Origin of the sequence: Leptospira andrefontaineae (genome assembly GCF_004770105.1) — a bacterium.
Lineage (GTDB): Bacteria > Spirochaetota > Leptospiria > Leptospirales > Leptospiraceae > Leptospira_B > Leptospira_B andrefontaineae.
The window spans coordinates 350,765-371,283 of sequence record NZ_RQEY01000012.1 but is presented as its reverse complement, the minus strand read 5'-3'; the positions used below and the strand labels follow the sequence as shown (position 1 = coordinate 371,283).

The following is a 20,519-nucleotide window of genomic DNA, read 5'->3' as shown; positions in this document are numbered from 1 at the left end:
TATGACCTCTTAGAAGCGGTTTGTTACTGTAAGACGCATTGCAGCGCCTTTGAAAAATTTGCGAGTAAACTCAGCCGCAACTTTAGGATCGTATCCTTTACAAGAGAAGATATCGATATAAGAAGTATTGGTATCGTTTGCGAAGTGAGCGGAGATACAAGAAGTCTCGATCAACTGCACCATGGAATACCCAGCCACACGATCGTCTTCTCCGAAGTAAACTACTTGGGTCTCACCGAAACGTTTCATTTCGATCAAATCACATAGTTCCACAACGTATTGTTTAATTGCATCTGCATCACGGATAAGAGCTGCATCACAGTTTTCTAGATCGATGGAGGTTAGAAGTCCCCAAGCTCCGTCTTTGAAAGGTTCGTATACTTTCAATTCAGGATCAGATTCGATCTTGGATTGGATATAAGTAGGGAAACTTCCGTTGAAACGTTTGCGAACGATCTCGGCCTCTTCATTGCGAGCCCATGCAAGTTCCGGGTTTTTCATCGCAGGATGATAAGTAATCTCTTGGCCAGCTTCGATATCACGAAGTGCAACCAAAGTAATATCACCTTGGAAACCGCAGTTTGCATCCGCAGATTGGCGGATATAATGAACAGAATCAATTCCATCATCATGCAAAGGAGAAACTAAGTAGAAGTCCTTATGCACTCTATGAGGAGAAGAAAGTCCGGAAAGTCCTGCGAGTTCATTCTTATGAACTGCTTTTCCTCCCCAAACTGCTACAACCTCTCCCGCAGAGATAGTTTCCTTAGTGAAAAGGAAAGCTTCGCCTTTGTCGGTAGTAGCGATTTCGATACTGTTTCTTAGATAAGAAAAACGATTAACTATTTTAAGTTGGTCTTGGATCTTTAGGCTCATACTCTGATACCTCTCCTTAAAGTTTGAAAATAAGTGTAGCCGCCCTTTCCTCCCGGAGAGGGGAACTCGTCTTTATCAATTAGGGTGTTTCCGGCTCTGCCGGAGAGAAGATACTTATTTCCCAACTGGTTTGTGAGGTAGGTCTACGCCAAGTTTCAACAAACCGCGCTTCATTTCCACTACGGAGATGCTCTTTGAGCCGAAGCGTTCCTTGAGATATTCCAAAGCTGCCTGATTGTCGATTAGGTCTCCGCAAGTGAAGACGTCGATCGCACAATAACCGTATTCGGGCCAGGTATGTATGGCGAAATGGGATTCGCTCACGACAACCACACCGCTCACACCAAACGGGCTAAATCTATGAAAAACAGATTTAACTGTGGTGGCACCGGAGAGGTCGACTGCCTTCAACATGATATCTTCTACCAATTCGTGATTGTTGATGGTCTCGTAATCACACTCATAAAACTCTGCAATTACGTGCTTTCCCAATGCGTTCATCTACTGCCTGACACCTCCGAACCGATTCTGGTTAGTAACCGAGCATGCGTATGACTATGTTTTTTTGTCAACTCTCTACGTAAATTTATATTTATTTTTTCTGTGCAGCTTTTTCTAAGATCGGAAGATCCTACAAAGATATAAGATCAGAATTTTCTGACGACTAGCGTGAATAAATCACACGAGGAGTATGAACATCAAAAATATACGAATTCAAAAATGGGTCCTTTTGAGCTTTTTCGGGGTTTTTTGGGTTATTTTAAGTACGCTGATTTACATTAACAGAGAGAAGTTTGACTTCTTAAAAACTTCTTCTTTTGTTTTTCATTCCAAACAGGAAGCGATCGCGAGCGCAGAGAAGAATGAAAAAAAAGGGATCATACTTATCTTAACTCCTAAATCTTGCGGAGACTGTGGCGTAACTACCACACTCCTAGAGGAATTAAATTCTTTAGGATGGAGTATCTTGCGATTGGAAGAAGAAGATCCTGATTACGAAACCATCCTCTCTGATGACAGATTCTCGGAGATATTGCCAAACTTGGAGGCATCGGGGACCGCTTGGGGGATTTTTAATTTAGGAGAAGAACTTCTTCTGCTCAAACCTGGATTACCGAACGAATCGGATTTAGATTTGTAATAACTTTGACAAAATTGATTTAAGAAGCTTAGGTAAGTTGCGCACGCAAAGGCGCTAAGAATAGAAGATCCTTGCAGAAGTTAACAAAAAAGCTCTTTTAACCTTTGCGGCTTTGCGTGAACCAAGAAATTAATTCAATCTCCCTTTTTCAGGAATTCGGAGATGGAGTTCTTGTCCTTCTCTAAAGAATGTCTGTGGATCTCTTCGATCACAGTTTCGATCACAGAACCCATTAAGAAGACTCCGGAGCTTACTTTTACTTCGTAACTTCTCTCCGATTCAAGAGGGCTGATCTCCTTGTATACGGAGAATCCTTTGATGGTGACGATTGAATCGTTTCCTGGAGGAGCGATCGTAAACTCGTGGGTGTTTGTAGAGATATCAAATACGGAATCTTCCAGAAGAGAAGGATCTGAAAGAAGTGTAGCAAGCACCTTTGGCAGGGATTCGGCTAACTTTACCTTTCTTTTTTGGTAAACTTTGTTTCCCTCTTTTCTTTCCTCCAATAATTCCACGTTTTTCAATTCCGGGAATCTATCTAAATATTTGTATCTATCTTCTCTCGCTCTGAGTAGATCTTGGAGGGGAACTGGGAAAGTTTGTACTACTTTATATTGTTTCATCCGGGGATCCTGAGGATTTGTTTAGCCGTTTCCCGGGCAGTCTGTTTGTATTTCCCCACTCGGGAAACCCTTTTTTCCTTCCGGTCGAAAGGAAAAATCCGAATGACAGGCTGGCCGTAAAAGGGGCTCATGACTAGAGTTCCTACGCTAATTTCAAAGAATGAAAGACAGAACTTGGATAGAACTTTCCAGAGCAGCGATCTCAGCGAACCTGAAAAATTTTCGCGCTCTTCTTTCCCCTAAGACCTTACTCACTGCAGTCATCAAATCAAACGCATATGGTCATGGACTTTTAGAAACTGCCGAACTTGCTCACAAGGCAGGAGCAGATCTTTTCGGGGTCAATTCCTTGGAAGAAGCAAAACTTCTCCGCGCAAAATATCCTGAGTTTAAGATCTTGATCATGGGAGAAGTTCCGGGGCTTGCAGAAAGGACCTCGGAAGTTTCAGATCCGAATTTTTGGATCATAGTTTCTCGCACGGAAGAAGTAAGAATTTTAACAAATTGTAAACCTTCTCCTCAGATCCATTTGAAGGTGGATACTGGAATGGCTCGCTTGGGTTTTTTCGGTGCGGATCTAGAAAGAACATTTTCCGAAATAAAATCAGAAGGTTTGAGATTAGATGGGATCGCTACTCATTTCGCAAGTACAGAAGATGTATTAGAGCAAAAGTATTCCAAAGAACAAATGAAGTCGTTTTCGGAAGCTATCCTTCTCGCAGAAAAATTCGGATTCAAAAATTTAGTGAAACATGCATGTGCTTCTGCGTCTACTATGTTATTTCCGGAAGCGCATTATGATCTAGTTCGTGTTGGGATCTCTCTTTACGGTCTTTGGCCGAGTTTGCAGACTAGACTTTCTTTGCACCTAAGCGGTAAAAAAGATTTTAATCTTTCTCCGGTTCTTTCTTGGAAAACAAGAATTGTTCATATCAAAACTGTTCCGGAAGATAGTTTTGTAGGTTATGGCTCTACCTACCAAACAAGTGCTCCTACAAGGATTGCAGTCGTACCAGTCGGCTATTACGAAGGATTAGACCGTAAACTTTCCAATAATGGAGTCATGCTCGTAAAAGGAAAAAGAGCAAAGATCCTAGGACGGATCTGCATGAATATGACAATGTTGGATATCACACATATCCATGATGCGGAGATCGGAGACGTGGTCACTATCTTAGGTAAAGATAGAGAAGAAGAAATCTCCGCAGATGATCATGCAAACTGGACTTATACGATTAATTACGAAGTCACCACTCGGATCAGCGAGTCGGTCCCTAAAAAAATAGCGGAATAAAAAGAGAAGAGGAACTGGATGGATCCGATTACAGAAAAAGAAACTCCAAAACAAGTTCAGCCTGTATACACTACCAAAACTTATAGTTTTTTGATCAGGATAGTATTCAAAGCAAGAAGAATACTATTCGATGGATTCGAAGAACATTTTCCAGCAAGTAATCCTAATAGAATTTTAGAAGCCCCCTATCCTTCCATTCTAATGGCAAACCATGTTTGGGAAGGGGATGTTCCGGCTCTTGCAGCAGTTTACCCTCATATTCATCCATCTATTAAATTCGCGATCCCTGCTAGAGAAGATATATTAGGAAAAGATTTTTTAGTGAAGGAATTCAAACCGAAAGGACTTCTCAAACTTTTTTTCTTACTCATAGATAAATCAGGAATGATCCCTAAATATTTAGATTATATCGGCTGTGTTCCTATCAAAAGACCGTTCAGGGATAATGCAAGGGAACTTCTGAAAAAAGGTCTTTTGAGAGATATGGTAGACCAAGAATGGGGTTATCTTTCCGACAGGATCTCAGAGGGAAGAAATCTTTTCTTATTTCCGGAAGGGGTTTTTAACCAAGACGGATATATGGCTCAGGTCAAAAAAGGAGTCTATTTTCTCAGAACTAAATTCAAAAATTTGAATTTTACATCCTTCACTTTGACTTATGATTATTTCTCTTCTAAAAAGTCAGAACTTCATATAGGTTATGGAGAACAATTCCCCATTCCGGAAAATGCAGACGCCGACCAAGTTACCGGAATCGTTAAAGAAAAATTAGGAAGCGGATATACGATCACCGCAGGGAATTTAGCTTCTTATATGATTTTAAAATTCGAAGGGAAAGCGAAAGAAAGTAAGGAAAAATTATTCTCACTTCTCACATCGTTAGCGGAGAAGATTACAAATTCTCATCCTGAAATTTATATTTCTGAAAAATTCAAAACGGATGCACTAAAACATGCATTCGATTCTTTTTTAGAGAAAGCCAAAAAAGGCGGGTTCCTAAAATTAGAAGGAAACGATATAGTTTTCTTGGAAAAATTGTTTCAGATCCCGAAAGATCTTCATAATTTAAAGAAGAAAAATCTGGTCTTATATCACAAAAACCAACTCACGTACCATCTTCCTAAATTGGATACGGTTTGGTCGACGATGGGCGCCTGAGGAGTAATATTTGTCATTTTGGAAAAGATTTGTTTCCCGTAAAACTAGGGTTGAGAACTGGATCACCAAACCCGGAGTTTTAGAAAACAGCATACGTAAAAGTTTACATTTTTTGTTTGGATCCAGCTTAGAGGAAATCTTTCCCGAAGATCTTTCCATATCTCCTTCTGTGTTGGGACTCATCCGTCTTCCAGAAGAAAAACTAAAAGTTTTAGCCGAAGAATTTCCGATCGAGAAAGCGTTCCCCTACACTTCTGCAGATGAATTTCTTTCGGAAGAGTCTATGGATTCTATTGTGGAATTTATTGCGGGAACCCAAGCTGCTCCTTCTAAAAATCTGATCCTAGGGATTTTAAATCAGCCTGAAGTTCAGGCAATCTTCTCCCAAGGTTTGGAGAAGGTGCTAAATGAATTTCATAAAAAAATAAATCCATTGCATGGAGTTTTCCAAGCAGCAGGTTTAGAAAAACAGATATCTCAATTCTTATCTTCTTTATTACCTACTTTTACTGAAAGGATCGCTGACTTTGTTTCCATAGGTTCCGGAACTCAAGAGATCCAAGCTGTAATCCGGAACACTTTGAAAATTCTTTTTCAAACAGGTTTTAATGATCTGGGAAGATTAGAAACTTCCAGATTCGGCGCGGGAACGGATAGGATCAGAAGAGCGATCGCGAGCGATGAAAAAGTCCGTGGAGCCATGGAGAATTTATACTCCGTAAGCAGAGACACATTACTCAATCATTATAGAAAAGAAACTTTGAAAGAGTTTATCGGGCTTTCCGAACCTGAATTGGATCTTTGGATCGGCAAAATTTCAGAAGATGCAGCGTCTAATATTAGAAAGGTCCACTCTAAAAGATCACTTTCTCCTTTGGTTCTGGATCTACTCTCGGATATTTTGGGATGAAGAAGGTAATTTCCACCATCCAAAACGCATTAGAATACCTGGATAAACTAGGACCTCAAAAATCCTTTCAGTTATTCCGTAACCTAGGTTATGAGGCGTTGTTTTCCATTTCGGAAAAGGTGGATCATAAAAAACTTTTATTCTTAAGCCAAAATCTGAGTGAACAGGAAATTGTAACTCTTTTACAATCCATCCAAGAAACAACTCTTGTGGACTTGATCCAGAACACAGTTCCGTCCGATCTGGTATATTATGTAAAACATCTAGGCCTAAAAGATCTTAAATTTTTAGCCGAGTCCATTTCTCCTTTAGATGTTTCTAAGATCAATCATACGATAGGTTCTAAAACAATCGTAGAAATTTTAACGAATATCGGACCTGATTCTTCTATCTCTTATTTGAATGCAATAGGTATAGATTCTTTTCTAGAACTGACAAAAGCATTGCCGGTAAAAGATTTTGTTCCTTTAACCAAAGCCTTAACTCCAGAAGAATGTGCCGAATGGATCCGTAAAAGATCTATCTCGGAAATTCCAGCTTTATTAAAAGGTTTAGGAACTAAAAATGCTGTAAATCTTTTACAGCAGGTAGGCTTTCAAAAGGTAATTTCTATTCTTTCCGTTTTGAATCCGGATGAGCTTGTAAATCTAATTCATACCCTAAACAAAATGAAATTGCCTTCGGCCAAAAAACCTGCTGCCAAGAAGACAAAAGTTCCTCAGAACAAAAGAAGTACTAAAAGAAAACGTAAAAGTCCTTAAGATCAATTTCCCTTTTGGGCAGAGATCACTTCTTCCCTACTCTTAGAAATCCCATCCAATCTTTCCTTTAGAAGTTTCTCATATTCTAGATTGGCAGATTTAGGATTTTCTCCCACTAATTTTTGATAATTCTCCATTCCATATTTCAGGATCTCTAACATATCGTCGGATCTTTTGAGTTTTGTATTTAGATAGAATGACATTTCTTCTTTAGGCACATCCTTTCTTTCTAATATTTCTCTTTGTACTCTATAATAATGATCTTCATTCTCTTTTTTCTTAGCTATTTCTTCTTCCGAAAGTTTTCTAGGAATAAGAGAATTATTCGGGAATTTTTCGGTAAGAGGTTTGAACTTTTCATACATTTGTTCATATAATTTAGCTCTTTCTTCCGGACTTAAACTTTCTAGGTAAGATTTTGTTCTACTAGGTTTAGAACCAGGTTCTGCACTAACTGCAACCGGTCCAGGGGCTGTCTCTTCTACATGTCCTGAAAAATCTAAGAAGGATCCTCCTTCGAATAAAGAGCTTTCTTGTCTAGTTAAAGTCTCTTCGGAAAGCCCACCTTGGTAACTTGTGTTTTCCGGTGTAGGAGTTCCCGGAAATAGAAGATAAAAAATTCCAATCAAGGAAATGATGAGTATAGATAAAATTAGATACGTTCTTTTTTGATTCATTCAGAATACAAAGGTAAAATCACCTTAAAAATGCTGCCACCCTTTTGGTTCGGCTCTACGATGACTTCTCCTCCCATTTTATTGATTAAAGTTCGACTGATAGAAAGTCCGAGTCCAGTACCGCCCACAGTTCTGTTCCTTTGATCCGGTATTCTAAAAAATCTTTCGAAGATCAGTTCTTTATATTTAGGATCTATGCCGATCCCAGTGTCCGTAAATCGGACCTCTACTTTTTTATCCGCGATTTTTTTAAGAGAGACGTCGATCCCACCTTTCTCAGTATATTTTATCGCGTTCACGAAAAAATTCGTAATGATCTGAGAGAACTCGAATCTCACTCCTTTTAGTTTTAGATTTTCAGAAAGATTCGTAGTCACTGTCAGCCCGCTTTCAGATGCAGAAGGAGAATTGATATAAAGGACTTCTTCAATCACGGTTAGCGGATCAAAGACCTCATACATCTCCTCTGAAGTTTGCGAATCTTTCTTTTCCAATTGTAGAAGGTTATCGATTAGGAAATTCAACCTTCTAACATTTTTGCGGATCACATCTGTCATTTCCTTTTGGTCTTTGTCCAAAGAAAGTTGATCATTTGTGAATAGAAGATCGAAATATCCTTGGATATTCGTCATTGGAGATCTAAGTTCATGAGATATATTGGATATGAACTCATGTTTGATCTTCTCTGACTCTAAAATTAATGCGTTATCATTTACTTGGATCTGATAGAATCTTTTTGTCTCCGCGCTGAAACCGGTAACACTCAGGCCCACCGAAAATTTAGTACCGTCTTTTAGGATCAAGCCCGCTTCCGGAATGAAAGTCATGTTTTGGTCCTTTCCTCCGGGAGATTTTAATTCTGTTTGTTCCAGAATATCGGGAAGTACCCTTGCAAGGCGGATATTTTTGATCTCTGAAGTTTGGTATCCTGAAACTTCTCTGAATCTTCTGTTTGCATCTACGATCATTCTCGTATCTGCGTTTACAATGATCATTGCATCCGTTGCAAACTCGAACATATACCGATATCTTTCTTCTGTAGTTTGTCGTTTTAGATCACTTATATCCAATCTGGTTTCCAAGAGGTAATTGTCCTCGGAAAGCCTTTTATTCTTCTCCTCGATATCCCGGATCTCTTGATTCAAATAATCTAATATTGCATTCACAGTGGAACGTATAAAAAGGTAAGGGCTTTTAGGAAGTTGTGTATCCAGGGAAACTTCTCTTCTTCCTAAAAAGAGAGAAAGGGCCAATTCTTTCATCTCAGAAACTAAACTTCTGAGCGGGGAGATATCCTTTACTATATTCCCAAACTTGGATTTTCCGTTGGAATAATATCCATTATAAAGTTTGGAATTAGTTTGTTTAATCGAAGAAGGAAATTTAGGAAAGGGATTATCTGCTACCGAATGAGCTAGATTTTCTAAAATCTTTTTCCCCCCATCCAAACCTGGGAAAGTTTTTCCGTACATTTCCATCACAAAACGTACATCTTCCAAGGAAGGCATTCCGGATAAAATTTTTCCAAGTTCAGGGACGGGTCTTCTATAAAATCCGTCTAGTTCTCCTGGTTTCCAAGGACAAGGACCAACCCAATCGGCCACAAAAGAATCTCCTTCGTATGCCACATTGTTTGCCAGATCTTCCATCGCCTTTTTGATCGCTCTGGAAACTCTATTTGCCTCTTCCGGAAATTTAGAAGCGAACCTTCCCGTGAATACGAGCATATTCGTAGGTAAATAATAAGGTGGGATTTCGTTTTCTACAGTGAGGCAGTAACCCTTCTCCCCAAAAAATGGATACTCTTGGAGTGAGGCAGCAGCCCCCAAACACTCCGCACGAATGAATTCATGAGCAAGTAATGTAGGCCTTGTAGTAAGATAAGGTACCGGCTTTCTACGATGATAGTTTTCTGAACGAAAAAATTCTTCTGCGACGAATCTGTCCAAGGAATAAGGATGTAAGATCGGTAAAAAACTATGATAAGAATCTCTAATGGACTCCGCTTCCATATAAGATGCGGAATAAAATCCATGCACCAAACAAGATAAAATGATCCCTCTATAAAAAGTCCAATGAGGGGAAGTTTTTTTGAGTTGCTGGTGAGCCCATGCGGTGAAAGGAATTTCTCCTGCTTCTGCCCTACCTTCTCTCAAATGAGCAAGAACTGCCTCGTAACTTTTGAGAGCACGTACTCTAACAAGTACGTCTTCTTCTTCAAAGTATCCTCGGCTAAAGGCGAGAAATATAGGAAAGGCTGTGAGCCTCGGAGTTGTGACTATCTCTATTTCTATCACGCGGTCTATCGTTCTTAGGCGCCGGGTTTTTTCAAGAAACCCTTGGATTTCCTTTCTAAAACCTGCAAAAAAGACTAAACGTGCAAATGATTTCGGCCGAGAGACATAATAAGGGAGTGAAGATTAGCCATTTCGGCTTAGGTAGGAACTCCAGCAGGTCTGTATGAAGTTAGATGATCTAGAATCGTATCGCAGAATTGTTTCCAGAATGGAGGAAATCCAGGGAATTACAGAGAGATTTCAGCCGAAGTCTCCAGCCCAGGAAGGAGATCCTACACCTAAAAAGATAGAGTCAGAATTCTCCCAAGAGTTGGACTCCAAAATGAAGGGAATCTTCTCCCAGGAGAACGACCCAACTCCTAAAGATCTAAGCAGTATTATAGAAAGGGAATCTTACAAAAATCATTTAGATCCGAATCTGGTCAAATCGGTGATCAAGGCGGAGTCAAATTTTAAACCGAATGCAGTTTCTTCTAAAGGAGCGATCGGTTTAATGCAGCTTATGCCTGGTACTGCGGATATTTTAGGCGTGGAGAATCCCTTTGATCCGGAAGAAAATATCGCAGGTGGGACCAAATTTCTTGCGGATATGATGAAGAAGTTCGGAAATCCGGATATGGCAATCGCAGCTTATAATGCAGGGCCGGGTGCCGTTCAAAAGTACGACGGAATTCCTCCTTACAAGGAAACGAAAGATTATGTAAAAAAAGTAAATCGTTTCTGGAAGGGAGAGTATTAAGAAAATTTTAATAATACTTTTTTAATTCTCCGAACAAACAAGAAGTTAATTCAGAACAGCTTGCCATCTTTTCCGGTTGGAGACATACCTGCATCTTGTCGAAATGTTTCCTGCAACCTCTTAGGCAGGAATTTTCCACCTTATACAATTGGTCCTCAGAAGTTTGGGGATATTCTTTCTTAGTACATTTCGCAAGATTATCACAATAATCCAGGCAAATCTCTTTCCCTTCCCACTCCATTCCGGACTGGACTACAGTTCCTCTGGAATATTTGAAGGCGATAAACGTGCCCACGGCCAAACCCAAAACGAAAATGGGAAGATAAGGAAAAATTTTTCTAAAAAGGATTCGGCTCATTGACTCTCCAATTCGGAATTCTTATTCCGAGAAGGCTCATAAAAATATACGTATTCTTTTCCCTGAGTTGGGCTCAGGAGTTCCTTCAGGGTAACATCTCTTTTCCAAACGGTTTGCGTCTGAAGAAGTTGATATCCTGCTGGAATCGGGATCAGCTCCTGGAAAAATACCAGATATCTAGTTCCATCTACACAATTTCGATCTGCACCCGGAACGGAGTGTATGATCTCCGCGCCAGGAAGTGCATTCCTAAAAGTAAGAGCAGTCCAAGGATTTTCAGAAACTATACAGATCTGTTTTGCATGAATGAATGGTCCGTTCTCCGGAACCTCGCTTAGGTTCACTCTGGGAAGAATGGAAAATTGGATATAAGAGAGTAAACCAGCTGCAAGTACAAGGTTCAATGCGGTGGTGGAAGGAACTCCTGCCCCTTGGACTCGGATCTTTCTTCCCCATATAAAAATTAAAAGTAAGAATGCACTGAATATCAATTCCGCCCAAATATTTTGGCCCAGAAGAATTTCGAAACCCCACATTGCAGCCAGGATTAACGCGCTGATTCCGAAGCAGAAGAAATAGTTCAAAGATAGAAGTTTTGCGGATTGAACTTCCTTTTTTCGAATGAAGAATAATCCGATTCCCAAAAAAGCCAATGGGGTTAAGGGAAGAAGGTAGTAAAAATCCTTACGGTTCGGTGCCAAATGGACTAAACAGATCGCAATGATTGCCCAAAGGTAGGAACTCCCGACTATTTCTCTTAGCGATTTTGGTTTTTGAAATAATTTAGAATAGAATCCGGAAAAAACCGCCAAACTAAAAGGGAAACTATATAGTAAGAATCCAATCGGTATGATCCACTCAGATTGGTTGGCAGTGGCCGCCGAGAATTTTCCAAGATTTTCTGTGAATAGAAAGATCGTTAGGAATTCTTTTCCTAGTTCTGAATAAGATAGAAGGATCAATATCCAAATTATTGGAACAATCAATGAAGAAGAATGGAAGATGAGATGAGAGAGGAGTTCCTTCCCTATTCTTTTTTTGCCTGCCCATCCCCCATTTGAGTGAAGAAGGAAAATTCCGATTACAGAATAAGATCCTAATATAATCCCGCTATATACTTGGAAAACAGGACCTTTGATTAGAATAGCAATTCCAGAAAAGAAGCCACCGACAAATAGCCAGATCCGATTTTTAGAAAGCCTGAATTCTAAGATCGTGACAGAGACTAAGATAATGAAAAAGGTCAATAAAGACTCCATCATCACCAAACGAGAAAATTTGAAAACTCCCAAGGTCAGAGTATAAGCTATCGAAATTGTGAACGCTAGCTTAGAACTCCCAGCTGCCCTTCGAATCCCTAAGTAAATTAGAACAGAGGATCCGAAAAAAAGTAGAAAAGAAGGAAATCTTTCCGCAAAAAAGCTGACACCAAAAAGGTTGTCCGAAAAAATTCCAAGCCAAAATAGCGCGGGCGGCTTGTAGAGATTTAAAACGCCTTCGAATTTAGGGAAAAGATAGGAAGAAGAAGCTAAACTTTCTCGGATCGTCGCGATATGCATCGCTTCGTCCCCTTGGGTTAAGATAGCATTTCCTCCTGATCCGGGAAGAAGAAGGAATACGTTTAACAAAATGAGCAGAGAAACGAATATTCTATCTCCATTTAAGTTTTTTTTTAAAAACGAATTCCAAACCATATATTTGAAGAAGGTTCCCTTTTTTGCGAGATCTCGATCCGAAAAGATCAAAAACCTTGCATGTAATCATTCACTTACTTATCACCATATTGTAAAAATAAACGGAACAAGCAAGAGTAAAGTGGATCTAAAAAGTAAAAATGCGCTTGGCTGATTAGTCGAAGGTCGGGATACATCCCATATAGGCAGTTAGATGGTTCGAACCCCTAAAAAGAAGGTCAAAAAAACTAAGGCATCCAAAGCAGGTGCTCACGGTTCTAATAAAGGCCCTAAAAAAAGAGACCGAAAGGCAACCGAGACCGCCTTAATGAAGGCAGGGATACAAGTTTTTGCCAAAAAAGGATATGACGCGGCGACCACTAAGGATATCGCCAAAACTGCTGGTGCCAACGAGGCTCTCATTATGCGTTACTTCGGTGGGAAGAAGGGACTCTTAGAAGCGATCCTAACTCGAACAGATGACCTCGGCGATTCTGATACAGGAAAAAAAGAAGAAGAGACCAAACAACTTCATTTGGATGAGGCATTGGTCGAGTCCATAACGGAAAGATGTTCCGATTTCAAACATTATTCAGACTTCATGAAAGTTGCAGTCAGTAGGATCATCTTAGATCCGGACGTTAGTAGAATTATCCAAACCAAAATTTACACAAAAGCTCTTCCTGAAATGATCCATGAGTTGGAGAAATTTAAGAAAGGAGGAGAGATCGACCCTAAGGCAGATCTAAAGTCGGTTGCATTCGGAATTTCTTCTTTAACTTTCGCGTTAGGATTTATGGCTCAAGTAGTTTATAAGATTCCAGAATCGGAAATCAAAGCTACTATCAAAGAAATGGTGAGAATTTTACAGAAGGGTCTAAAACCGGACTCCAAATAAAAAAGCCGAGACCGGTATTTAGGCCTCGGCTTTTTTCAGCAAAGTTTTACTTTTTGCCACCGATCAAATTCAAAGCGCTTCCCGCCTTAAACCATTCAATCTGCTGAGCATTGTAAGTGTGATTTACTTTAAATTCGTCCGTACTTCCATCTTTATGATGTAAAGCTAAAGTAAGAGGAGTTCCTTCTTTAAAACCAGTAAGTCCGATAATATCGATCTTATCGTCTTCTTTGATTTTATCGTAATCAGCTTTATCCGCAAATGTTAAAGCAAGCATACCTTGCTTTTTCAAGTTTGTTTCATGGATACGAGCAAATGATTTTACAAGAACCGCTCTCACTCCTAAGAACCGTGGCTCCATAGCAGCATGTTCTCTGGAAGAACCTTCTCCGTAGTTTTCGTCTCCGATTACTATGGAACCGATCCCTTGCGCTTTGTACTGACGTTGAACTTTAGGGACCTCGTCGTAAGATCCATCTAATTGGTTCTTCACACTATTGATCTTCTCGTTGAAGATGTTTGTAGCTCCGATCAAAAGGTTATTAGAAATATTGTCCAAATGTCCTCTGAATTTCAACCAAGGACCCGCCATAGAGATATGGTCAGTTGTACATTTTCCTTTCACTTTGATTAGAAGGTTCAATCCTTTTAGATCTGTTCCTTCCCATTTTATGAAAGGAGCTAATAATTGAAGGCGATTAGATTTAGGATCCACAACCACTTGCACACCAGAACCATCAGCAGCTGGAGCTTGGTAACCGGCATCTTCTACATCGAATCCTTTTTTAGGAAGTTCGTCACCATTTGGAGGATCTAATTTTACCTTCTCCCCTTTTTCATTGGTAAGAGTATCATTATTCGGATCAAAAGTCAGATCTCCCGCAATCGCTAACGCAGTTACAAGCTCAGGAGAACCTACAAACGCAAAAGTGTTCGGGTTTCCATCGTTCCTAGATTGGAAGTTACGGTTGAAAGAGTGAACGATAGTGTTCTTCTCCTTCTTATCCGCGCCTACCCTGGACCACATTCCGATACAAGGACCGCAAGCATTCGCAAAAACTTTTGCTCCTATCTTTTCGAAAACTTTAATGAATCCGTCTCTCTCTATCGTAAAACGAACTAGCTCTGAACCAGGAGTTATCGTAAACTCGGCCTTAGGCTTTAAAGATTTTTCAGCAGCCTGATTTGCAAGAGAAGCTGCGCGAGCAATATCCTCATAAGAAGAGTTCGTGCAAGAACCGATCAGACCTACTTCTACTTTTGTAGGCCATCCATTCTTCTTAGCCTCTTCTTTCATTTTAGAAATAGGAGTAGCTAAGTCAGGAGTGAAAGGTCCATTCAAATGAGGTTCCAACTCAGAAAGATTGATCTCGATCACTTGGTCGAAAAATTTATCAGGGTTTGCATATACTTCTGGGTCAGCGGTAAGGTGTTCCTTCACCCCGTTGGCTAAATCAGCGATCTCCGCTCTATTTGTGGAGCGAAGGTATCTTTCCATAGACTCATCATAAGCGAATGTGGAAGTAGTTGCTCCGATTTCAGCACCCATATTGGCTATCGTTCCTTTTCCAGTACAGGAAAGAGAAGTAGATCCTTCACCGAAGTATTCTACGATTGCACCTGTTCCACCTTTAACGGTCAGAATTCCCGCAACTTTCAAGATAACGTCTTTTGCAGAAGTCCAACCGTTTAGTTTTCCGGTTAGTTTCACTCCGATCAGCTTAGGCCATTTGAGTTCCCAAGGAAGACCTGCCATCACGTCGCAAGCATCTGCTCCACCGACCCCGATCGCAACCATTCCCAAGCCACCTGCGTTCACAGTGTGAGAGTCAGTCCCGATCATCATTCCACCAGGGAATGCATAATTTTCTAATACTACTTGGTGGATAATTCCAGCTCCGGGTTTCCAGAACCCGATCCCGTACTTGTTAGAAACAGAAGAAAGAAAGTCATATACCTCTTTGTTCTCGGTAGAGGCAGCTGCTAAGTCTGTAGAGGAACCAGTTTTTGCAGTGATCAAGTGGTCACAATGTACTGTGGAAGGAACTGCTACCTTACTTCTACCTGCGGACATGAATTGTAATAAGGCCATCTGTGCAGTTGCGTCTTGCATTGCAACGCGGTCCGGGGCAAAATCAACGTAAGATTTTCCTCTTTCAAAATTGGAGGAAGGAGTTCCTTCCCAAAGGTGAGAATAAAGAATTTTTTCGGTCAGAGTGAGAGGTCTACCGACTACTTCTCTAGCTTTTTTAACCAGGTTCCCGAGTTTTTCATACCGGGCACGAATCATATCTATATCAAATGCCATTGTCATCTCCGATGATGGTTTCATCGTCTCTTAGGGTCGGGGTGCTTGTATAGGATTTTTCCGCCAAAAGGACAATTTTAAGAATACGGAATATCCGTTTACTATTAGATTAGACGGAGAATGGTGAAAAAGGTCTGGAGTTCCTACCAGGAATTGGAAGAGAGAAGAAAAGGGAGATAACTCCCCTTCACTTGACGATTTGGATATCCACTCGTCTGTTTTTTTCCTGACTTTGTCCCTTTCCTTCGGGAGAAGAAACCACTTGGGAACCTTTCGCTTCCAAAATGAAACGAGAAGTTTCCAAACCGTTTCCCAATAAATAATCCCTGACCATCTCCGCTCGGAGCTGGGACACTTTCAGATTCACTTCTTCAGTTCCTTCGGAAGAAGCATGCCCGATAAGAACAGCTTTAGCATCCGAATGTTTTTTTAGAAGGAATGTAAGAGAATCCAGGACCCTTCTTTGGGATTGAGGAATTTTTATATCATTTTTATCAAAAAGAATAGGAGAAGATTGGATTTTAGAAGCAAGCTCCCCGTCTTTTCCGGGAAAATTCGCTGGCTCGTGTTTCTGCGAGAAGAAGCCGAAAATGCTTCCCTTTTCAGAAGAGGGAGAATTTTCCTTCTTCTCCTCTATTACTTGATTAGGTTTATTTTCTTTAACTTCTTCAGTATGGCTAATGGAATTCTTTTCTTTATTTCGGAAAGCATAGTAGATCCCAATTCCAAAACCACCAAGAATAATGAGCGAAAGGACAAGGACCGGAATGCTATTTTGTTTTTTTACCTGGCCTGCAGAAGGTGTCGGGATATAACCTCTATATGGTTCAGAATGCTGAGAACTCATAAGACTAATCGCTTCATCGTGAGACGTGTATTCCTCTTGTGGGGAAGATTTGGTTTGAGTATGAGAAGATTTTTCAGCGGCCCATTTGCGAATTTCAGTGCGAAACCACTCGTCTGCTTTTGCAGTAAATTGAAAATTCTCACGGACATACTCCATCGTTTTCTTTTCGATGTCCGTATAGGTATTGTTATCCTTTACAGCGTTGAGAAGTTTCTTTGCATCTGCGATCGAAATACGTCCATCTTTTTTACCTGAGGTAGCTTTCTCTGCTAGCTCAATCAGGCCTCGATCATATTTTTTGCCTTTTATAGTGACGTAATAATTCTGCTTCTTAGTCATATTCTCCGTCCGCACTAAAGGCCATGGATCTTTTTATTTGAAGAACCCTTTTCGAGGTAAATCAAATCTTAAGTTAAATTGATAGAAGATCCGTGCAACAAAAGTTTTGTGAGGCCTATATTCATTATCGAACCCTCCATGATGCTTTCTTAATTCTAAATGAAGTTAGAAGAGAATAAAATCGGCTGTTTTCAAATTTCTCGCCAATATGGGCTAACTTCTGAGAGGGAGTTCCTTCCCAAAAGAACCATTAGAAGACGATCCAATCCGATCGAAATTCCAGAACATTCCGGGATACCTCTTTCTAGAGCCTGAAGAAACTCTTCGTGAACTGGAAAAACTTCCTTACCTAACTTTTTTCTCAACGCCTGCTCTTTTTCAAAACGAACCCTTTGCTCTATCGGGTCCAAAAGTTCATAAAATGCGTTAGCTAATTCTATATTTCCAAAATATAATTCGAACCTTTTCGCAACCCCATCTTCAATTCGAGAAAGAGCCGCCATCTCAGGAGGATAATCGTAGATGAATTGAAATTCCGCAGTGAAGTTTGGCTCTAATAAGTTTAAGAATATTAAAAAAAAGCAGTCTTCATATTCCATCGAATCGAAAGGAAGATTTGTTAGAGACAATTCTGTTATTTTTCGTTCTAAGGAATCTCTATCCCAATTTACATCCGCTAGATTGGAGAGGAGTTCCTTCACTGATTTTCTTTGGAATGGCTTTTCCGGAAGAGTAAGTCCGAGTTTACTCACAAGCCATCGGATCAATTCCTCAAGAAGGTCCATTGCCTGGTGCAAATCAGTGCCCGTCTGGTAAAATTCTAGCATGAGAAACTCAGCAGTATGGTAGGAACTCCCCTTCTCTCCTGAACGAAACGTATGTGCAATTTCGTATACTTTTTCTGCACCTAAAGATAAAGCTTGCTTGAGAGAATATTCCGGAGAAGTAATCAGGTATCCCCTCTCTATACCAGAAGGAGATCCTACCAAAAATGGATCCAAATACGGTTCCATTCCTGGGATTGTTTTTAAAGACGGAGTATCAACCTCTAGAAATCCCTTCTCATGAAAAAAAGTTCTCGTAGCATGTAAAAATCCGGATCGAAATGACAATATTTCTAAGTTATTCAGCTTCATCTTCGAATACAAAATCGCTCAAAATAGTATTAATCCTTTAGAAAGGGCAATGATTATGGAGTATATCCGAAAATACAGTTATTTCGAAATAAGAAAAAAGCCTAAAGCTGTAGAGATTGAACCTCTTCTTTCTGAGGTGAATGAACAGGTCTTAGGGGAATTAAACTCAGTTTTAGCGATGGCCTTTTATGAAACAAATCGGCATGTAAAATTAGAAATATCAAAATTCGAAACTTTGCCATTCTCAGTAATAGAAAAGTTGATCAAATATGCTTTAGATCTGCGAGAAAAGAATCGAGTGCTAATTCTTTCCAAACCGAGGCCTCCGATTCGAAAATACATTAAAACTTTTTCCTTAGAAGAGTTAATTCTGATCCTCTGACCTTCTCCTTCTTTCTGGAACATTCCAAGCATGAAAGGACAATTTCAACCCAAGATTTCCGAGTAATAAAAGAGTCCGAGCGCTTAGCGCAGTTTCTTCTAAATTACCATTATTGAATTCAACAGAACAATAAAGTATGACATTATGTTTTTCGCAAAAACTTTGGAATTCCTTGCGACGAGGGGCTATTTTTTCCAATAACTCTTGGATATGATCTTCTAATGGCGAACTTGCATCCTTTTTCGAGTGAATTTGCCACAAGGAAGAAGCAACCGATTTCCCAGAGATGGCAGGAACTCCTTTATTTACCGACAAGTCCGGTCGGATCCCAAGAGTTCTGGTTACTTCTTGAACATCTAATCCAGGTTCAGAAACCGCAATAAGAGCCCAACTCCGCGGGAAAGAAGGGTTACTATATTTCATAAATTGCCCAAAACCAGACTTTTCACATTAAGAAATAAGAATTCTCCGAAAATGCCATTAAAGATGAATAGCAAAACCGTCAAAAACGCCAAACATATCGCATTTTTCGAATTTTTGTTTTCCAATCAATACATTTAAAATCCCATTTTTTGCTATGTTACAATTTTGGTGGGAATAATATGTTGTAATGAGGTTAAATTTAACATCCAATACACCTGAGGCGCTTATGAAGAATATTCTGGTAATTGAAGATGATCCGGACATCGGGAATTTAATACGAAAGTCATTGGATTCAGCTCATTACCGAACCACAATTCAAACTTCTGGCGAAGAGGGCCTTAAATACTATAAGGCAAACCATCCTGACCTCCTAATTTTAGATCTTTCCTTACCGGATATTGACGGAATGGATGTATGTCGGACTGTCCGAAGGTCTGATGAGAATACCCCGATTTTTATAGTTACTGCTCGAAATGAAGAAATCGATCGAATAATGGGACTTGAGTTAGGCGCAGATGATTATATCACAAAGCCTTTCTCCGTAAGAGAATTAAAAACAAGAGTAGATGTATTCTTCCGCAGATGGGACAAAAAAGCAGGAATTAAACCGAATATCGGAAGCGGCGGAGAAATAATCAGAGGGTCTTTAAAAATCGATCCGGTTCGCCGTAGGGTCACTTTAAAAGATCAAGTGATCAACATTTCTCGAAAAGAATTTGATATTTTACAACTTATGGCAACTTCTCCAGGTAAAGTTTTCTCAAGAGAAATGATCTTAGAAGCAGTCTGGGGAATGGAATGGGATGGATTTGAAAGAATGATCGACTCCCATATAAAGAGAATTCGTTCAAAGTTGGAAAAAAATTCGGCTCAGCCTGAGTGGATCGAAACAATTTGGGGAATTGGTTATAGATTTACTGATAATTATGAAGGTATCGTAATTATAGATTAGATCTTTCGGCTTCAGAATACTGTAAAAATCCGTTCTTAAGCGATTTTAAGAACGGATATCTCGCGGGAGTTCCTTCCTAAAAATACTTTCTATAATTTGTATATGAGTCACGAGCTCAGTAAAAAAATTCGCTCCCTTTTTCCATTTCAAGACCCGTTCCTTTTATGGAAAAAATTAAACCCACTTTTCACCGTTCCTTCTCCCAAAATGTATCTTTAGAAAACATAATCAAAAAGAAACGTAAAGTTTCGACACTTTTGATTCCCCCGCACCTCGCAAAATATGTTCGCAAAAACGGTATCAACTCTTTATTAAAGAAAACGCTCGCAAGCCAACGAAGAAACTTTCATTCAATTAGGCATGTTAATTCTGAATCAATATACACTAAGTACCAGAAAATTCGGGGAAAATTGAAAGAGAATAAGTATATAAAATTCAACTTCAGACCAAGATCAGAGGATTGGATTCAACTTAGAAGTCTCGCCATTAGTCACGGGGTTTCAATGTGTTATTTTTTCGTGCTACTATTGGAAGCGTATAAATCGAAAGGCTTCTCAAATGAAGAAAAAATAATTTGGCAAATAAAGGCAGCTATTCATGCAAACTTTGAATCTAAGATCTTCTTCCGAGAGCTACGGATCTTAGATTATCAATCTGCGAAATCAAATTTTGGAGCGAAGAGAAAGAATCCTCATGGACCAAAAATCGCTTAAAGATTTAAGATATC

The 20,519-nt window shown here is 39.7% G+C and carries 21 protein-coding genes; 10 read left to right on the top strand and 11 right to left on the bottom strand.

Annotated elements, in window-relative coordinates; translation table 11 throughout:
• Nucleotides 1-9 precede the first annotated feature (9 nt).
• Together EHO65_RS08685 and speD are read right to left on the bottom strand one after the other, a co-directional pair.
• On the bottom strand, nucleotides 10-876 hold the full coding sequence (locus EHO65_RS08685) for an S-adenosylmethionine decarboxylase (RefSeq protein WP_008588737.1): 867 nt from the start codon (nucleotides 874-876) through the stop codon (nucleotides 10-12).
• 114 nt (nucleotides 877-990) lie between these two features.
• Complete coding sequence (gene speD, locus EHO65_RS08680) at nucleotides 991-1,377, bottom strand: adenosylmethionine decarboxylase (protein WP_008596834.1); 387 nt, start codon at nucleotides 1,375-1,377, stop codon at nucleotides 991-993.
• A gap of 190 nt (nucleotides 1,378-1,567) precedes the next feature.
• Here speD and EHO65_RS08675 point away from each other — a divergent pair, with 190 nt between their 5' ends.
• Nucleotides 1,568-2,017 (top strand): hypothetical protein, encoded by a 450-nt coding sequence (locus EHO65_RS08675; protein ID WP_244243482.1) that lies wholly within the window; start codon nucleotides 1,568-1,570, stop codon nucleotides 2,015-2,017.
• Nucleotides 2,018-2,151: 134 nt separating this feature from the next.
• Here the strand turns inward: EHO65_RS08675 and EHO65_RS08670 are convergent, their stop codons facing one another.
• The gene (locus tag EHO65_RS08670) at nucleotides 2,152-2,640 is read right to left on the bottom strand and encodes a DUF2505 family protein (protein WP_100710655.1); all 489 of its coding nucleotides are present in this window, start codon (nucleotides 2,638-2,640) and stop codon (nucleotides 2,152-2,154) included.
• A 160-nt stretch (nucleotides 2,641-2,800) separates the two neighbouring features.
• Between EHO65_RS08670 and alr the strand changes: the two genes are divergently transcribed.
• The 4 genes from alr to EHO65_RS08650 are packed head-to-tail and all read left to right on the top strand — an operon-like array spanning nucleotide 2,801 to nucleotide 6,763.
• On the top strand, nucleotides 2,801-3,934 hold the full coding sequence (gene alr, locus EHO65_RS08665) for an alanine racemase (protein ID WP_135773713.1): 1,134 nt from the start codon (nucleotides 2,801-2,803) through the stop codon (nucleotides 3,932-3,934).
• Nucleotides 3,935-3,952: 18 nt separating this feature from the next.
• The gene (locus EHO65_RS08660) at nucleotides 3,953-5,092 is read left to right on the top strand and encodes a 1-acyl-sn-glycerol-3-phosphate acyltransferase (protein WP_135773712.1); all 1,140 of its coding nucleotides are present in this window, start codon (nucleotides 3,953-3,955) and stop codon (nucleotides 5,090-5,092) included.
• Nucleotides 5,093-5,102: 10 nt separating this feature from the next.
• Nucleotides 5,103-6,002: a hypothetical protein gene (locus EHO65_RS08655; protein ID WP_135773711.1), complete on the top strand. Its 900-nt coding sequence runs from the start codon at nucleotides 5,103-5,105 to the stop codon at nucleotides 6,000-6,002.
• The gene (locus EHO65_RS08650) at nucleotides 5,999-6,763 is read left to right on the top strand and encodes a hypothetical protein (protein WP_135773710.1); all 765 of its coding nucleotides are present in this window, start codon (nucleotides 5,999-6,001) and stop codon (nucleotides 6,761-6,763) included. Before EHO65_RS08655 ends, EHO65_RS08650 begins: the two co-directional genes overlap by 4 nt.
• 2 nt (nucleotides 6,764-6,765) lie before the next feature.
• Here EHO65_RS08650 and EHO65_RS08645 read toward each other — a convergent pair whose 3' ends face one another.
• The gene (locus EHO65_RS08645) at nucleotides 6,766-7,440 is read right to left on the bottom strand and encodes an LIC_20245 family lipoprotein (RefSeq protein WP_135773709.1); all 675 of its coding nucleotides are present in this window, start codon (nucleotides 7,438-7,440) and stop codon (nucleotides 6,766-6,768) included.
• The gene (locus tag EHO65_RS08640; RefSeq protein WP_135773708.1) at nucleotides 7,437-9,737 is read right to left on the bottom strand and encodes a sensor histidine kinase; all 2,301 of its coding nucleotides are present in this window, start codon (nucleotides 9,735-9,737) and stop codon (nucleotides 7,437-7,439) included. Before EHO65_RS08640 ends, EHO65_RS08645 begins: the two co-directional genes overlap by 4 nt.
• A 163-nt stretch (nucleotides 9,738-9,900) precedes the next feature.
• On the opposite strand from EHO65_RS08640, the gene EHO65_RS08635 reads away from it, so the two are divergent.
• Nucleotides 9,901-10,476 (top strand): lytic transglycosylase domain-containing protein, encoded by a 576-nt coding sequence (locus tag EHO65_RS08635; RefSeq protein WP_135773707.1) that lies wholly within the window; start codon nucleotides 9,901-9,903, stop codon nucleotides 10,474-10,476.
• Nucleotides 10,477-10,483: 7 nt separating this feature from the next.
• Here the strand turns inward: EHO65_RS08635 and EHO65_RS08630 are convergent, their stop codons facing one another.
• Both EHO65_RS08630 and EHO65_RS08625 read right to left on the bottom strand, forming a co-directional pair.
• Entirely contained in the window at nucleotides 10,484-10,834 is a 351-nt protein-coding gene (locus tag EHO65_RS08630) for a Cys-rich protein (RefSeq protein WP_135773706.1), read from the bottom strand.
• Nucleotides 10,831-12,528, bottom strand: coding sequence for an ArnT family glycosyltransferase (locus EHO65_RS08625; RefSeq protein WP_135773705.1), 1,698 nt, complete (start codon nucleotides 12,526-12,528; stop codon nucleotides 10,831-10,833). Before EHO65_RS08625 ends, EHO65_RS08630 begins: the two co-directional genes overlap by 4 nt.
• Nucleotides 12,529-12,721: 193 nt before the next feature.
• On the opposite strand from EHO65_RS08625, the gene EHO65_RS08620 reads away from it, so the two are divergent.
• Nucleotides 12,722-13,405 (top strand): TetR/AcrR family transcriptional regulator, encoded by a 684-nt coding sequence (locus EHO65_RS08620; RefSeq protein WP_135773704.1) that lies wholly within the window; start codon nucleotides 12,722-12,724, stop codon nucleotides 13,403-13,405.
• A gap of 46 nt (nucleotides 13,406-13,451) precedes the next feature.
• Here EHO65_RS08620 and EHO65_RS08615 read toward each other — a convergent pair whose 3' ends face one another.
• From EHO65_RS08615 to epmA, 3 genes are all read right to left on the bottom strand, one after another.
• On the bottom strand, nucleotides 13,452-15,713 hold the full coding sequence (locus EHO65_RS08615) for an aconitate hydratase (protein WP_135773703.1): 2,262 nt from the start codon (nucleotides 15,711-15,713) through the stop codon (nucleotides 13,452-13,454).
• 187 nt (nucleotides 15,714-15,900) lie between these two features.
• Nucleotides 15,901-16,899, bottom strand: a complete 999-nt coding sequence (locus tag EHO65_RS08610; protein ID WP_135773702.1) for an OmpA family protein — start codon at nucleotides 16,897-16,899, stop codon at nucleotides 15,901-15,903.
• A gap of 191 nt (nucleotides 16,900-17,090) precedes the next feature.
• Complete coding sequence (epmA, locus tag EHO65_RS08605; RefSeq protein WP_135773701.1) at nucleotides 17,091-18,035, bottom strand: EF-P lysine aminoacylase EpmA; 945 nt, start codon at nucleotides 18,033-18,035, stop codon at nucleotides 17,091-17,093.
• Nucleotides 18,036-18,090: 55 nt separating this feature from the next.
• Here epmA and EHO65_RS08600 point away from each other — a divergent pair, with 55 nt between their 5' ends.
• Complete coding sequence (locus EHO65_RS08600; protein WP_208744025.1) at nucleotides 18,091-18,417, top strand: STAS domain protein; 327 nt, start codon at nucleotides 18,091-18,093, stop codon at nucleotides 18,415-18,417.
• Here EHO65_RS08600 and EHO65_RS08595 read toward each other — a convergent pair.
• Nucleotides 18,400-18,840: a DUF4279 domain-containing protein gene (locus EHO65_RS08595; RefSeq protein ID WP_135773699.1), complete on the bottom strand. Its 441-nt coding sequence runs from the start codon at nucleotides 18,838-18,840 to the stop codon at nucleotides 18,400-18,402. The two genes, EHO65_RS08600 and EHO65_RS08595, sit on opposite strands and share 18 nt — an antisense overlap.
• A 226-nt stretch (nucleotides 18,841-19,066) precedes the next feature.
• On the opposite strand from EHO65_RS08595, the gene EHO65_RS08590 reads away from it, so the two are divergent.
• Together EHO65_RS08590 and EHO65_RS08585 are read left to right on the top strand one after the other, a co-directional pair.
• A complete protein-coding gene (locus EHO65_RS08590; protein WP_008588853.1) occupies nucleotides 19,067-19,792 on the top strand; it encodes a response regulator transcription factor in 726 nt (241 codons plus the stop codon).
• Between the two features lie 164 nt (nucleotides 19,793-19,956).
• Nucleotides 19,957-20,505, top strand: coding sequence for a DUF1564 family protein (locus EHO65_RS08585; protein ID WP_135773698.1), 549 nt, complete (start codon nucleotides 19,957-19,959; stop codon nucleotides 20,503-20,505).
• Nucleotides 20,506-20,519: the final 14 nt, after the last annotated feature.